Annotated in this window: 13 protein-coding genes; 3 read left to right on the forward strand and 10 right to left on the reverse strand. The window is 51.4% G+C overall.

All coding sequences use genetic code 11. From position 1 onward, the window contains the following. Positions 1–94 precede the first annotated feature (94 nt). The 3 genes from SK33_RS15940 to hutI form a co-directional block, all read right to left on the reverse strand. The gene (locus tag SK33_RS15940) at positions 95–814 is read right to left on the reverse strand and encodes a histidine utilization repressor (protein WP_003023059.1); all 720 of its coding nucleotides are present in this window, start codon (positions 812–814) and stop codon (positions 95–97) included. A gap of 87 nt (positions 815–901) precedes the next feature. Continuing rightward, positions 902–1,843: a formimidoylglutamase gene (hutG, locus tag SK33_RS15945; protein ID WP_048219273.1), complete on the reverse strand. Its 942-nt coding sequence runs from the start codon at positions 1,841–1,843 to the stop codon at positions 902–904. After that, a complete protein-coding gene (gene hutI / locus SK33_RS15950; protein WP_048219276.1) occupies positions 1,840–3,063 on the reverse strand; it encodes an imidazolonepropionase in 1,224 nt (407 codons plus the stop codon). Before hutI ends, hutG begins: the two co-directional genes overlap by 4 nt. Before the next feature lie 224 nt (positions 3,064–3,287). On the opposite strand from hutI, the gene SK33_RS15955 reads away from it, so the two are divergent. After that, positions 3,288–4,571, forward strand: a complete 1,284-nt coding sequence (locus tag SK33_RS15955; protein WP_003837077.1) for a putative acyl-CoA thioester hydrolase — start codon at positions 3,288–3,290, stop codon at positions 4,569–4,571. 53 nt (positions 4,572–4,624) lie between these two features. Here the strand turns inward: SK33_RS15955 and SK33_RS15960 are convergent, their stop codons facing one another. From SK33_RS15960 to SK33_RS15970, 3 genes are all read right to left on the reverse strand, one after another. Beyond that, on the reverse strand, positions 4,625–6,886 hold the full coding sequence (locus SK33_RS15960) for a hydratase (RefSeq protein WP_048219277.1): 2,262 nt from the start codon (positions 6,884–6,886) through the stop codon (positions 4,625–4,627). Between the two features lie 188 nt (positions 6,887–7,074). Then, positions 7,075–8,508 carry an anion permease gene (locus tag SK33_RS15965; RefSeq protein WP_048219279.1) on the reverse strand — a complete coding sequence of 478 codons (1,434 nt, stop codon included), beginning with the start codon at positions 8,506–8,508 and terminating at the stop codon, positions 7,075–7,077. A gap of 82 nt (positions 8,509–8,590) precedes the next feature. After that, positions 8,591–9,643 (reverse strand): 4-oxalomesaconate tautomerase, encoded by a 1,053-nt coding sequence (locus tag SK33_RS15970; protein ID WP_048219281.1) that lies wholly within the window; start codon positions 9,641–9,643, stop codon positions 8,591–8,593. Between the two features lie 178 nt (positions 9,644–9,821). Here SK33_RS15970 and SK33_RS15975 point away from each other — a divergent pair, with 178 nt between their 5' ends. Next, entirely contained in the window at positions 9,822–10,772 is a 951-nt protein-coding gene (locus tag SK33_RS15975) for a LysR family transcriptional regulator (RefSeq protein WP_048219282.1), read from the forward strand. Positions 10,773–10,829: 57 nt separating this feature from the next. On the opposite strand, the gene pgl is transcribed toward SK33_RS15975, so the two are convergent. Beyond that, entirely contained in the window at positions 10,830–11,825 is a 996-nt protein-coding gene (gene pgl, locus SK33_RS15980; RefSeq protein WP_003023041.1) for a 6-phosphogluconolactonase, read from the reverse strand. A 165-nt stretch (positions 11,826–11,990) separates the two neighbouring features. Between pgl and SK33_RS15985 the strand changes: the two genes are divergently transcribed. Further along, entirely contained in the window at positions 11,991–12,809 is an 819-nt protein-coding gene (locus tag SK33_RS15985) for a pyridoxal phosphatase (protein WP_003845370.1), read from the forward strand. Here the strand turns inward: SK33_RS15985 and modC are convergent, their stop codons facing one another. The 3 genes from modC to modA are packed head-to-tail and all read right to left on the reverse strand — an operon-like array spanning position 12,810 to position 15,333. Beyond that, the gene (gene modC, locus SK33_RS15990; protein ID WP_003837092.1) at positions 12,810–13,868 is read right to left on the reverse strand and encodes a molybdenum ABC transporter ATP-binding protein ModC; all 1,059 of its coding nucleotides are present in this window, start codon (positions 13,866–13,868) and stop codon (positions 12,810–12,812) included. Positions 13,869–13,870: 2 nt separating this feature from the next. After that, entirely contained in the window at positions 13,871–14,560 is a 690-nt protein-coding gene (gene modB / locus SK33_RS15995) for a molybdate ABC transporter permease subunit (RefSeq protein ID WP_048219284.1), read from the reverse strand. Continuing rightward, positions 14,560–15,333, reverse strand: a complete 774-nt coding sequence (gene modA / locus SK33_RS16000; protein ID WP_003023029.1) for a molybdate ABC transporter substrate-binding protein — start codon at positions 15,331–15,333, stop codon at positions 14,560–14,562. Before modA ends, modB begins: the two co-directional genes overlap by 1 nt. Positions 15,334–15,357 lie beyond the last annotated feature (24 nt).

The raw sequence follows: 15,357 nt of genomic DNA on the forward strand, positions 1-15,357 counted from the left end.
TACTTGTCTATACAAGTCACCGCAAGGATGATTTTAACAATTAAGATACATTTTTATTATATTGCGTCAGCAATCACGGTTTTCATCTCCTGTATCAGGACATAAACCGCCCTTGCAGTCGATAGCGGGAACCAGGGAACAGCAAACGGGCATGAGAGACAATGGATGACGCGGACCAGGTCTTGCGGCGGATCAGCAGGCAGGGATCGTGTTCTTTGATGTTCAGCAGCGCGCATTCTTCGGCGCTGGCACGTACCGCTTCAACAATATGCTCACCTTCGGTCAAGGGGGCTATCAGCGACAGGTAAGCGTGCGGCGTAGTCTGGCTGTAATCCTGCGCCAGATACTCGGGCACAATTTCGGCATTCACGCAGCGATCTTCAATCTGTACCGGCAGATCGTTCTCGTAGTGCACCATGACAGAGTGAAAAATAGAGGTGCCTTCTTTGACGTTTAATACCAAAGCCTGCTGCGCGTTTGCCCGGGTTCTTTCCAGCGTCAGCACTTCGCACCGGTGCTGATGCTGACGGGCGTTGATTTCATCCGCGATGCTGCGAATTTCAAATAGCGCGGACTGACCTTTTGGCTCGGCGACAAACGTCCCCACGCCCTGCAAACGCACCAGTAAACCTTCATCCGTTAACTCACGCAGCGCCCGGTTGATGGTCATGCGGCTAAAACCATACTGCGCCACCAGCTCTGCCTCAGACGGAATGCGATCGTGAGGCTGCCAGATACCGCTGGCAATTTTTTCGCTGATCTCCTGTTTGACCTTTTCGTAAAAAGGAGCCGGAGCAGAACGGGATGGGAGCATGCGTGAGCCTTCCTTAAGCTGAAAATGTGAGTGGGTACAGTTTACAGGCATTACCCGAACCTGATAAGCGCAACGCCATCAGGTATGTCAGTGCCACCAGTGGGCGATTTGCCAGCCTAATCGCGCCGCAACCCGCGCCGCCCTGCCATCATCGTCAAAGCGTGGATTAAATTCAACCATATCCACCGCCTGTAGTTTACCGCTACGACACAGAGGCTCAATCAGTCTCAGCAGCGTCGCCAACGGTACGCCAAGCGCGGCGGGGGCCGACACACCGGGCATTTCCCACACCGGCAGCACGTCGAGGTCAATTGTCAGATAGATGACATCCAGATTGGCAATGAACTGCGCTAGCTGCGCCTGCGCCGTACCACAATGCAGATCCTCCACTACGGTCACACCGAGCCGCTGGGCCTCATCCCAAAGCGCCTGGGTGTTTGCCGCCCGGCTGACGCCGATACAGGCATAGTGAAATTCACGCTGTTGTTCATCGCAAAGCTGCGCCAACTGGCGAAACGGCGTACCGGATGTAGCCTGCCCGGCATGGCGCAAATCGAGATGCGCATCGAAGTTGACTATCCCCACTTTCGCCTGCGGGAACGCGTCCAGCACACCTGCACCATGGGCATATGCAGTTTCGTGTCCGCCACCCAAAACAAAGGTGCGCATATTTTCCTGCTGGCAACGCTGTACTGCATTGCGTAGCGCCTGCTGCGCGCCCTCAAGATCGGGGGCCTGCGCCACAATATTGCCCAGATCCACCAGTCGATGATGCCCATCGTGGCTGGCTAAATTCGCCAGCGCCTTGCGCAGCAAATCGGGCGCTCCGGCAGCTCCCGTGCGCCCCTGATTACGTTTAACACCTTCGTCGCAAGCAAACCCGAGCAACGCTATCTGCTCGCGATACATTTCTGGGCTAAACGTCGGGCTCTGGGTGATAGTCTGAAACAGGCGCAGCGCATTCGGCGATTCGGCCCGGTCATCACGTCCCTGCCATAGCGCAGGTGAAGCAGGTTGCCAGTGAGTCATGCTATTTGTCCTTTGAATACGCGTTGGTAGAGCGGGTTGCGCCCGGGTTCATACAGGATCTCAACAGGAAGTGTGGCATCCCACACCACAAAATCGGCCACAAACCCGGCCTTCAATTGACCGTGGGTGGCGTGACGCCCCAGCGCCCGGGCCGCATGACGGGTTACGCCCGCCCATGCTTCTTCCGGCGTTAAGCCAAACTGAACGCAGGCCATATTCATCGCCCAGTGCAGGCTGATAAACGGGCTGGTACCGGGGTTAAAATCTGTCGCTACCGCCATCGGTACCTGATATTGACGCAGCAACGCTACCGGTGGGCGCTGCTGCTCTTTGAGGAAATAGAATGCGCCGGGCAGCAGCACGCCGACCGTACCGCTTTGGCTCATTGCCGCCACGCCCGCTTCATCGAGGTATTCAATATGATCGGCGGATAGCCCGTGGTAGCGGCTTACCAACTGTGCGCCGCCAAGCAATGACAGTTGTTCGACATGGCCTTTAATCGGGATGCCCAGCGCCTGCGCAGCCTGAAACACCCGCTCACTCTGCGCCAACGAAAAACCAACGCTTTCACAGAACAGATCAACGGTCTCAAACAGCCCTTGTTCCCACAGCTGCGGCAAAATGGTCTCGCACACCAGCGTAATATAGCCGTCAGGATCATCCCTGAATTCCGTTGGCGTCGCATGCGCAGCCAATAGCGTCGAGCTGATTTCAACGATATTCTCTGCCGCCAGCGCTGCCACCACGCGCAATATTTTCTCTTCAGTCGGCAAATCCAGGCCGTAGCCGGATTTTATTTCCAACAGCGTAACACCTTCTTTGATCAGCTGTTCCATCCGCTGATGGGCTACGTGTAAGAGTTGTTCATCCGTGGCGCTGCGGGTCGCCGATACGGTGGCATTGATCCCCCCACCCTGAGCGCTTATCTGCTGGTAGGAGACACCATTTAGCCGCTGCTCCCATTCACCTGCGCGGTTTCCGCCAAAGACGAGATGCGTATGGCAATCAATCAGGCCAGGCGTAATCAGCCGGCCCTGCATATCAAAAGTATTGTCATGTGTGAGATATAACGATGATTCCGGGACGATATCGCGAATCTTGCCCTGGCGGACGATCAGCGCGTGACCATCCACCAGCCCATATGGGGTACCACGTTCAGGATCCATAGTCGCCAGACGAACATTGCGCCAGATAACATCATCAGGGAAGAATTGCTGCATTCGACTCACCACTTGTCATAGGTTGTATAGACATTTATTTTTGATTATAGGGATGTTGTCAACCTGAAGAGCCATAATTGTTATCTATTTGTGATATAAAGACTCTCCGCGCCAGACATTGCTGCGATAAAAAACAACTTTTTACCTTTTCGCCTTCCCGTTTCGCTCAACTTAGTATAAAAAAGCAGGCTTTAATGGATAACTTTCAAAGCCCGGAGCAACCTGTGAACATATCATCAGTTTCCCGTCTGGCGCTGGCAATGGCTTTTGGCGTGACGCTGACCGCCTGTAGCTCTACACCGCCCGATCAAATTCCTTCCGATCAGACCGCGCCAGGTACCTCTTCGCGCCCGATCTTGTCGGCCAATGAAGCGAAAAACTTCGTTGCTGCGCACTATTTTTCCGCGCTGACGCCAAACACCGCGCCATGGAGCCCTTCTTCAATTTCTTTGCCTGCACAACCTGACTTCGTCGTTGGCCCGGCAGGCACTCAGGGCGTAACCCATACCAGCATTCAGGCTGCGGTGGATGCGGCAATCATCAAACGTACGAACAAACGTCAGTACATCGCGATTATGCCGGGCGAGTATCAGGGCACGGTATACATCCCGGCAGCAACGGGTAGCCTGACGCTGTACGGTATGGGCGAAAAACCGCTGGATGTAAAAATTGGCCAGGCCATTGACGGTGACATGAGCACCGCAGACTGGCGTCGTACGGTGAACCCAGGCGGTAAATATATGCCGGGTAAACCTGCGTGGTATATGTTTGATAATTGCCAGAACAAACGTGGCACAAATATTGGTGTGATGTGTTCTGCCGTCGTCTGGTCGCAAAACAACGGTCTGCAATTGCAGAACCTGACCATCGAAAACAACCTCGGTGACAGCGTTGATGCGGGTAACCACCCGGCCGTTGCACTGCGTACCGATGGCGATAAAGTGCAGATCAACAAGGTCAATATTCTGGGTCGTCAGAATACGTTCTTTGTAACCAACAGCGGCGTACAAAACCGTCTGGAAAACGATCGTCAGCCTCGCACGCTGGTAACCAACAGCTACATTGAAGGTGATGTGGATATCGTTTCTGGTCGTGGCGCAGTGGTGTTCGAGAACACCGATTTCCGTGTTGTGAATTCTCGTACGCAGCAGGAAGGTTACGTGTTCGCACCGGCTACTCTGTCAAACATCTACTACGGTTTCCTGGCGATTAATAGCCGCTTCACGGCAAGCGGCGATGGCGTGGCGCAGTTAGGCCGATCGCTGGATGTCGATTCCAACACTAACGGTCAGGTCGTTATCCGTGACAGCGTGATTAACGAAGGCTTTAACATGGCAAAACCATGGGCTGACAGCGTTATCGCAAAACGCCCATTTGCCGGTAATACCGGTGCGGAAGATGACAAAGGTGAAATCCAGCGCAACCTGAACGACACCAACTTCAACCGCATGTGGGAATACAACAACCGCGGTATCGGTAGCAAAGTGGTTGCCGAGCCAAAGCAGTAATCCCAGAGTAAAAAAAGGTCGCCATATTTACGCTGGCGACCTTTTTTATGGCGTTACACCAAACGCGATTTATTAAAGTTAATCAAACTCCCCGCTTTAATAATCTCACGCTCCTCGGCGGTCAGGCTTTCCATATACAAGCTGATTTCACGCATCGCGCCATCAGCATGAAGAACGTACGCTTTTATCTCGCGGCTGCACTCATCCAGCGCACGGCGAATACCGGGAATATAGATATAGTCCCCGACCTCAAAAGAGGGTTTCTCAGCCATTTGTAGCGGTAACATTCCCCAGTTAATGACATTGGAACGGTAACGCTTGGTGGCATATTCCTCGGCGATGTTTGCCAGCCCACCGATCACTCGCTGACAGCTTGCCGCCTGCTCGCGCGCAGAACCATCACCAGGCTTGACGGCATAAATCATGCTGCCAATCTCAGTCTCCAGTGGTTGCGTGTTTTCCTGACCGGTAATCTGCTGGATGCGTGCGAAAACGGACGCCAGTTCGCTAACGTCACCCGCCTGACGTTGTTTTTCCCGTTCAGCGACCGCCTTGCTTCTGCCAACATAGCCGGGATCGCGTCGGGAAAGGGTAAATTCCGCCAGCCCCAAAGGATTGGAACGATACGAAGAGGTTTCTCCGGACGGGATAAGCTCATCCGTCGTTGTCACGTCATCAAGTATTTTTGAGGCCACTTTAAGCAGAATATTTTCTGTTAACGCACCCAGTTCCGGCCAGTCTTTAATATTCGGGCCGTAAATGAGCGGCTGTTGCGTGGCCCCTTTCACAAACCCCTGGTATACGCGGCTCTTATATGGCGCAGGATTAAACGCATAGTCAGGTACAGCCTCCCAGCAGTCCTGATCCGTCGCGGCAGTGAGAAATCCTCCATTTGCTGCCGTAGCCGCAATTGATCGCGCATCCATCAGCGCAACGGCTGACATTTGACCATTGCCCGGTTTCGAGCCTTCACGGTTAGGGAAGTTACGCGTGGTATGGCGGATGCTAAGACCATTGTTGATTGGCGTATCGCCCGCACCAAAGCATGGACCACAGAATGCGGTTCTGATGACGGCCCCCGCTCCCAGTAAATCCGTAACGACACCTTTCTGCGCTAAATCCATAAACACCGGCTGTGACGAGGGGTAGACAGCCAGCGAGAAAGCATCATTACCGCAGGATTGACCACGTAATGCCTGCGCCGCAGCAATCACGTTTTCAAAGTTGCCGCCCGAGCATCCAGCAATGATCCCCTGCTGTACTTTTAAGCGTCCGTTCTCCACTTTATCCAACAACGAGAGGCTGGCTTTACCTTGCGCGATTCGCGCAGATTCAACTTCAATCTCCCGGAGAATATCCGTCAGATTTTCATTGAGTGTAGCAATCTCATAGACATTACTTGGATGGAATGGCAGCGCAATCATCGGCTTAACCGCACTCAGATCGACATAAATACACCCATCGTACCAGGCCATCGGCTGCGGGTTGAGCGGGCGATAATCCTGTTCGCGACCGTGTAATGCCAGCCAACTGCGAGTTTCATCATCCGTTTGCCAGACAGAGCTCAGGCAGGTGGTTTCGGTGGTCATTACATCAACGCTGTTGCGAAAATCCGTTGAGAGATGGCGAATGCCAGGGCCGACAAACTCCATGACCTTATTTTTGACGTAGCCATTTTTAAACACCGCGCCAATGATAGCCAAAGCCACATCCTGCGGGCCGATGCCCGCAACAGGCTTGCCGGTCAGATAAACGGCAACAACGCCAGGATAATCAATATCCCAGGTATCGTTTAACAGCTGCTTGACCAGCTCACCGCCCCCTTCTCCTACCGCCATCGTGCCTAATGCACCGTAACGCGTGTGGCTGTCTGAGCCGAGGATCATTTTGCCGCCCCCGGCCATCATTTCACGCATGTACTGATGGATGACGGCAATATGTGGCGGCACAAAGATTCCGCCGTAACGCTGTGCCGCAGACAGACCAAACATATGATCGTCACCGTTAATGGTTCCCCCTACCGCGCATAATGAGTTATGGCAGTTCGTCAGAACGTACGGTAAAGGAAAGCGCTCCATTCCTGATGCTTTAGCGGTCTGAATAATACCGACAAAGGTAATATCGTGTGAGGCTAATGAATCAAACTTAATTTTTAGCTTATTCATGTCACCGGACGTATTATGCTCTGAGAGAATCGACCACGCGATAGTTCCTTTTTTCGCCTCTTCTTTACAGATTGGTTCAGACACCCCATCTTCAGCGATTATTTCATTATTACCGGAGAGGTAAATCCCTTTCTCATATAATTTAATCATTAGATACTCCACATTGCTGTGCTCCAACCAGAGCACAGACAACCAATGAACGATGTAATTTATACCCTAAATAATTCGAGTTGCAGGAAGGCGGCAAGGGAGCGAATCCCCAAGAGCTTACTCCAGTAAGTGACTGGGGTGAGCGAGCGCAGCCAACGCACATGCAACTTGAAGTATGACGGGTATAGTTAGAGCATGTTCCAGCCAATCAACATATTCCACCACCAAAGGCCCAGCGTAATATGGACGAGGAACGTCAAGAACGTCAGCATTGCGCCAACCAGCCACCACGATTTGATGTCGTTATATCCAACGCCAAAAATAACCGGTCCCGCGGCGCCGCCATAATGGGTAACCATACCGCCGTAAGAGTTAGAAAAGAGTAATGCCAATGCAGTTAACATCAGTGGCGCACCAGAAACGTTCGCCAGCATGGCAAATACCGGCATCATTGCCACAATATAGGCACTACCTGAGGCAAAGAAATATCGAACGATAATGCTCAGGAACAAAATAACGAAGAACGCCACATTGCCGTGATTACCAAAGTCGAGATTGTTTTTGAACAGTTCGGCTAACCAGTCAAAGAATTTCACTTTCGATAACAGCGAACTCAAACCGATAATACCGCCGTACCAGATTAAGGTATTCCAGCCACCCTTATTTCTAACCACATCATCCCAGGTGACTATGCCAAACAAAAGCATCGTCCCCATTACTACAATGGCAACCGTTGATTCATCAACGCCGAGAGTTTTACTAAAGATCCATCCTAATAGCGCGAGGACGAAAATGCCCAGCAGCATTTTTTCGCGCCCTTTCATTGGCCCTAAATCCTGAAGCCCGGCTTTGGCGATAGTTTTGTTATCAACCTTTTTAATTTCTGGTGGATACATCAAATAGATGACTAAAGGCGTTACCAACAGCATAACCAGTCCAGGCAAAGCTGCTGCTAGAGCCCATCCTCCCCAGCTTAGTTGTAACTGACAGATATCGTTGATCATCTTCAATGCCAGAATGTTTCCTGCCATCGCAGTAAAAAACATATAGCTGGTCGTTTTAGTGACCATATACACCGTCATCATCAGGTAGTGGCCGACGCGGCGGGGGCTCTTATCCGGCTCAGAGCCTAACGCCACCGCCACGCTATTGATGATGGGCAAGACAATGCCTCCCGCACGCGCCGTATTTGACGGTGTTGCAGGGGCTAATACCAGGTCAAGAAATACGGTCACGTAGCCCAGGCCAAGCGTGGTGTTACCTATTTTACCAATCAGAATATAGGCAATGCGTTTGCCCAGTCCCGTCGTCACAAAAGCAGCGCTTAAAGTAAACGCGGAGAACACCAGCCATGTCGTACCGGAAGCATAGCCGCTCAGTACGCTGCTGGTTTTAAGTATGCCGCTGCCTAAATTTCCGACAACCACCATTGAAGCGGCAACAGCAATCAATAATACCACCGGTTCAGGAAACGGTTTGATCACCAGTCCGACAATGGCTGCGAGATAAATACCAAATAGCACCCAAGCCAGTTCACTTAATCCTGTCGGTGCTGGTATAAGTCCTATAATGCAAGGGATGGCCAATATTAATATTAGCTTCCATAATGATTTTACGTTCATTTTGGGGCCCTGAATAATCTGTACAAGCAATACAGAATGTTTTTCGATTTTCCATAATCACAGCAACATGTGGCCAATGCTGTCAGGGAAGATAAACATCACCGGCGAATATTTTTCTGGCGGTGCGAATAACCGAAGCTCTGATAGTTTCAGGCTCATCCCCTTCATTGGTTAAATAAATATCAAGAGCGCCGCCTGGATGTTCGATAGTGATATTCCCGTAATGCGCACCTGCCGTTACCTGACGCGTAACGGTACCGTTAATGGCGCAACTGCTGGCGATCGCTATCGCCCCAGTAATTGCCAGTGCTTTATGGCAAGAATGCGGCATAAAATAGCGAACATTAATTGCGCCATCATGCTGAGGCACCGAGATGAGAATAGGTTTAGGGATAACCTTATTGCTGACATTTCCCAGGCCCATAGCTTCACCGGCCTGTAAACGAATAGACTCGATGCGCGCCAATAATTCGCGGTCTGCATCTAAATCTTGCGTGGATTCATAACCCGTTTTTCCCAGGTATTCGGCAGGAATAATTACGACAGGTGTCGCCATATCTATACAGGTCACCGGAACGGAGTTGATATAATCGATGTGTTGGCCCGTTGGAAAAATATGCCCGGTTTTAGAACCTGCGGCATTCAGGAACGTCAATGCAATCGGGGCCGATGTTCCCGGGACACCGTCAATTCTTGCTGTTCCTTCATACTCAACAACGCCGTTTGGTGTCTGTATATCAGCTTCGATAAACGTGTTGGTGTTTACATTGCGAATACGAACGCGGGTGGTCGGCGTTTCGGCATTAATTAATCCCTTTTCAATAGCAAACGCGCCAACGGCGGAAAGCATATTGCCGCAGTTCGGCGTGGTATCGACCCGTTGCTCATGCACCAATACCTGAGCAAATAAATAATCGATATCAGCTTTCGGGTCGTTTGAACGACTAATGATCGCTACTTTGCTGGTTAACGGATTGCCACCACCAATGCCGTCTATTTCCAGCGCATTGCCAGAACCCATAATTTTAATCAATACTTCATCACGCAGTTTTTCTTCTTGCGGTAGATCTTGTGCTAATAAAAATGCGCCCCTGGATGTTCCTCCGCGCATCATAACGCAAGGTATTTTTTTCATGATTATGCTCTCGATATTATTTTCACTATGTACATGGTTGCATGTCATGATTAGGGTGACTAATGACTTCATTTTCGTGATTAGTGATTTATTTTTATTAATTAAAAATTATGAATTGCAGATACACTGAACACTTTCATCTTAGACAGGGGCTTCCCCGATTTAGTCCGGAGTCAGAATGAAACACGAATTATCAAGCATGAAGGCGTTTGTCACACTGGCAGAGTCCGATTCTTTTAACAATGCCGCCAAGTTACTTAATATTACGCAACCTGCATTAACACGCAGGATTAAAAAGATGGAAGAGTATTTACACACTCAACTCTTTGAAAGAACAACTCGCAAAGTCACATTAACAAAAGCGGGAAAAATGCTTTTACCTGAAGCCAGAGAATTAATTAGGGCATTAGATGAAACTATTTTTAATATTAGTAATGTGAATGTTCATCATCATGGCATAGTGACATTATCCTGTATTCCTACCGCAGTTTTCTATTTCTTGCCGTTGGCAATAGGAAAATTTAATGAGCGGTATCCCAATATCAAAGTGCGAATTATTGAACAAGGTACGAATAATTGTATGGAATCCGTACTTTGCAATGAGGCTGATTTTGGAATAAATATGAACAACATCACAAATTCCTCTATCGAGTTCACTCCACTGGTTAATGAACCGTTTGTTCTGGCCTGTCGGCGCGATCATCCACTCGCCAATAAACAGTTGGTGGAGTGGCAGGAATTGCTGAATTACAAATTGATAGGCGTTCGCTCCTCAAGCGGTAACCGATTATTGATTGAACAACATTTGGCCGATAAACCATGGAAACTGAACTGGTTTTACGAGGTTCGTCATCTGTCCACTTCGCTGGGTCTGGTTGAAGCTGGATTGGGCGTTTCCGCGTTACCAGTGTTAGCAATGCCGCAAACGCCGCATCCCACCCTGACAAGTATCCCACTGGTTGAGCCTGTTATTAGACGCACGCTGGGAGTTATTCGGCGTAAAGACGCTATTCTCTCACCTCCCGCTGAACGTTTCTTCTCTCTTCTGCTTAATTTATGGGCAGATGACAAAGACTGTCTTTGGACATCCGTTGCTGAACGTCATGAAAATCTACCGCTTGTTGAATGAATATAAAAAAATCCGCAATCTTCACAAGATTGCGGATCGTTTGTAACACCTGACGTTTTAGTACGCGTTAACCACCACCCACATCGGGCCTTGTCCTACCGCGTAACGACCGTTCTCTGTCAACAGTCCTTGTTCGCCTGCAATCTTATACACCGCAATATGGTGCGATTTTTGCCCGGCGGCAATCAGGTATTTTCCGCTGTGATCGATATTAAAACCACGTGGCTGAGTTTCGGTAGGCTGGAAACCCTCTTTAGTCAGTACGCTACCGTCTTCAGACACGCTAAAGACCGTAATCAGGCTGGCGGTGCGATCACAGGCATACAGATGACGCCCATCAGGTGTGATATGAATATCTGCTGCCCAACGGGTATCAGCAAAATCTGCAGGCATCATATCCAGCGTCTGCACACACTCAATTTTGCCGTACGGATCTTTCAGCTCCCAGACATCAACAGAGCTGTTCAGTTCGTTCACACAGTAGGCATATTGCTTATTCGGATGGAACGCCATATGACGCGGGCCCGCGCCTTCCACGGTAGTCACTTCAGCCGGTTCCTGCGCGACCAGATGGCCATCATCGCTTACGTCAAACAGGCAGATACGATCCTGTTTCAACGCCGGAACCCACAGGGTACGGTTATCCGGAGAGATGTTGGCTGAGTGGCAACCATCCAGACCCTCAACCACGTCAACCAGTTCCACCGGCAGACCATCTTCCAGACGCGTGACGCTCACGCTGCCAGCGTTATAAGAACCCACGAACACGAAACGTCCCTGATGATCGGTAGAAATATGCGTCGGGCTACCCGGCAGCGCAGACTCTGCCGCGAAGGTCAGCGCACCGTCATCAGGCGCAATACGATAAGCCAACACGCGAAACTCCGGGCGCACGCCAACATAGAGGTAACGCTTATCCGGGCTGACGACCATCGGCTGTACCTGACCCGGCACATCAACCACCTGTGTCAGCGTCAGAGAACCATCGTGATTCAGGCTCCAGACGTGGATTTGCTGACTTTCAGGGCTGGCGGTATAAACGGTTTGCTTCATGAATACTCCTTTGCTTTTTGGCAGGTGGCTGCAATTGCCTGACACACGCCTAAGGTAGACGCTTTTAACGGTGAATGCTTAATTAAGGCTCAGAATTTTGTCCGGCTCCCGTCTCGGTGTACCATTCCAACAGACATAATTCTCAACCTTAATCTGGATAAACCTATGACCGCACGCGTGATTGCCCTGGATTTAGACGGTACCCTCTTGACCCCGAAAAAAACCTTGCTGCCATCCTCTCTCGAAGCGCTCTCGCGCGCCAGAGAAGCAGGCTACCAACTTATCATTGTCACAGGTCGCCATCACGTTGCTATTCATCCTTTTTATCAGGCACTGGCGCTGGATACACCTGCAATTTGCTGTAACGGTACCTATTTGTATGATTATCAAGCAAAAAAGGTGCTGGAATCCGATCCCCTTCCGGTAGACCAGGCATTACAGCTGATCGAAATGCTGGATGAACATCAGATCCACGGGCTGATGTATGTGGATGAGGCCATGCTGTATGAGCGCCCTACCGGGCATGTAGTGCGTACCGCTAACTGGGCACAAACGCTGCCGCCGGAACAGCGCCCGACCTTCACCCAGGTTCCTTCGCTGGCGCAGGCGGCGCATGACGTTAACGCCGTCTGGAAATTTGCTCTGACCGACGAAGATATTCCGAAACTGCAGCAGTTTGGCCGGTATGTCGAGCAACAGTTGGGGCTGGAGTGTGAATGGTCCTGGCACGATCAGGTCGACATTGCCCGTAAAGGCAACAGTAAAGGACGACGCTTGACCCAGTGGATAGAAGCACAGGGCGGGTCAATGGAAAACGTGATTGCCTTTGGCGATAACTTTAACGATATCAGCATGCTGGAAGCCGCAGGCACTGGCGTGGCGATGGGCAACGCGGATGACGCGGTCAAAGCCCGCGCCAACATCGTGATTGGTGATAACACCACCGACAGCATCGCAAAATTTATCTACTCTCACCTGCTGTAATCAGGCGGTAATCGATACGCTCTTAATTTGCGCGTACAACCACAGGCCAGGTTTGATACCCAGTTCATCCCTGGCCCACGGGCTGATCTTCGCCCACAGCGTCTTACCGCCCACCTCAAGCTGAACTTCCACCTGACCGTTATCGTCATAGCATTGCGCGACTTTTGCCCGGAGAACATTACGAATACTGGTCTGTTGCGGCGGTTGCAGTACCAATGAAACATCAGAGGCCTGAATACGAATACGCAGCGCGGTTTGCAGCGGTTGCTCCAGCTTGTTGACCCACAGATGCTGATCGCCAAGCGCCAGCGCGGTCATCGCGTAGTGTGGATGATGTTCCAGCACGCTGACTTTCAGAATACTGCTTTGCTGTTCCTTAGGCAGCCAGGGGTGCATCACGCTGCTGCCCCAGACATCTTCCAACGAACCAAACGCTTTGACCTGCCCGTTTTCCAGCACCATCACTTTATCTGCCAAGTGCAAAATCTCATCAAGCGAGTGGCTGACGTACAGCATCGGAATATTAATTTCCCGCGCCAGGCGTTGCAGATAAGGCAGCAGTTCGCGTTTACGCGGTATATCCAGCGAGGCTAACGGCTCATCAAGCAGCAATAACTCAGGCGCGGTCAGCAGCGCCCGACCGATGGCGACACGCTGCTTTTCACCGCCAGAAAGACCGCCTGGTAGACGGTCAAGCAGCGGTTCAATGCCCAACAACGCCACCAGCTTATCAAACTGTCCGGCCATGCTTTTCGCCATTCCGTAACGCAGGTTGCCGCGCACTTTATAGTGCGGGAACAGGCGCGCATCCTGGAAAACATAGCCCACCCGGCGTTTTTCCGGCGTTAAACAGATACCGTTCTCGACGTCGTTTAAGACCCGACCGTTGAGCACGATGCGCCCGGACTGCGGCTGCGTCAGACCACTGATGGCGTTAATCAGTGAGGTTTTGCCCGCACCGGAAACGCCAAAAATAGCGGTGATGCCGCTGGCTGGCAGCGTTTCGTTGAGCGTCAGACAATGCGTCCCCAGCGTCTGGGAGAAATTAAGTTCAAGCATGATTATCGCCCCGTCCGCTCACGGCTAATACGCGCCAGCCATTCAGAAATCAGCAGCGAAATCAGCGCCAACACAATGGAAATGATACATAATCTCGCCGCCGCACTTTCGCCGCCGGGGGTTTGGATCAGGGTATACATCGCCGAAGGAATGGTGCGGGTTTCGCCAGGAATATTGGAAACAAAGGTAATGGTTGCACCAAATTCCCCAAGGGAACGCGCAAACGCCAGCACCGTACCAACAATAATGCCGGGCAGCATCAGCGGTAACGTAATGGTCATAAAGACGCGCCAGCGTCCGGCTCCCAGCGTGCGGGCCGCCTGCTCCAGCTTGACGTCGACACCTTCCAGCGCCAGACGAATAGCCCGCACCATGAGCGGGAAGGACATCACCGCAGCGGCCAGCACCGCCCCACGCCAGCTAAAGGCAAAAGTTATGCCAAACCAGTCGTACAGCCATTCGCCAATGAATCCGCGCCGTCCCATAGAGACCAACAGCAGATACCCCACCACCACAGGCGGCAGAACCAGCGGCAAATGCAGTACGCTGTCGAGCAGCGCTTTGCCCGGGAACTTGCATCGCACCAGTAGCCAGGCAAAGAAGATCCCAAATGGCAGACTAAACAACACGGCCGGGGAAGAAACTTTCAGGCTCAGTATAACGGCCTGCCATTCAGGATCGGTCAGTATCATTACTTGGTCGTAAATCCATAACGTTTAAAGATTTCAGCAGCCTGCGGTCCTTTCAGGTAATCATAGAACGCGCTAACCGTTGCGTTTTTGTGCCCATCAACAATCGCGATAGGGTATTCCACTTTTTTGTGCGAATCTTCCGGGAAAGTCGCAACAACTTTTACGCCCTTGCTAGCGACGGCATCAGAACCATAGACGATCCCCAGCGGCGCTTCGTTACGCTCTACCAGCGCCAGCGCACCGCGCACGTCTTCAGCAGGAGCCAGTTTCGGGGCCAGGGTATCCCATGCACCCAGTTTTTGCAGCGCTTCTTTGGCATAAATGCCTGCCGGAACATGTTCCGGATCGCCAACAGCCAGACGCCCACCGTTCAACAGACTGGTCCAGTTGGTTTTGCTGTCGATGGTGAAGTCTTTCTGTGCGCTGGCTTTCGGCGCAACCACCACCAGGCTGTTACCCAACAGCGTTTCACGCGTTGCGGTATCAATCGACTTCTTGTCTACCGCGTAGTCCATCCATTTCTGATCGGCAGAAATAAACAGATCGGCCGGTGCGCCTGCTTCAATCTGACGCGCCAGTGTGGAAGAAGAAGCAAAAGAAGAGACAACATCAACGTTCTTCTCTTTTTTATATTGCGTTGCAATGTCCTGCATCGCGTTGGTCAGCGAAGCCGCTGCGAAAACGGTAATCTTTCCTTCATCCGCCAGCGCATGTCCGGCAACAGTAAGAGAAAGTGTTGCCCCTGCAAACAAGCGTAACCATGTACGTGCCATCTGTAACTCCTTTGCGTTTCGTTA

The organism is Citrobacter sp. MGH103, from assembly GCF_001034475.2.
Classification (GTDB): domain Bacteria; phylum Pseudomonadota; class Gammaproteobacteria; order Enterobacterales; family Enterobacteriaceae; genus Citrobacter; species Citrobacter freundii.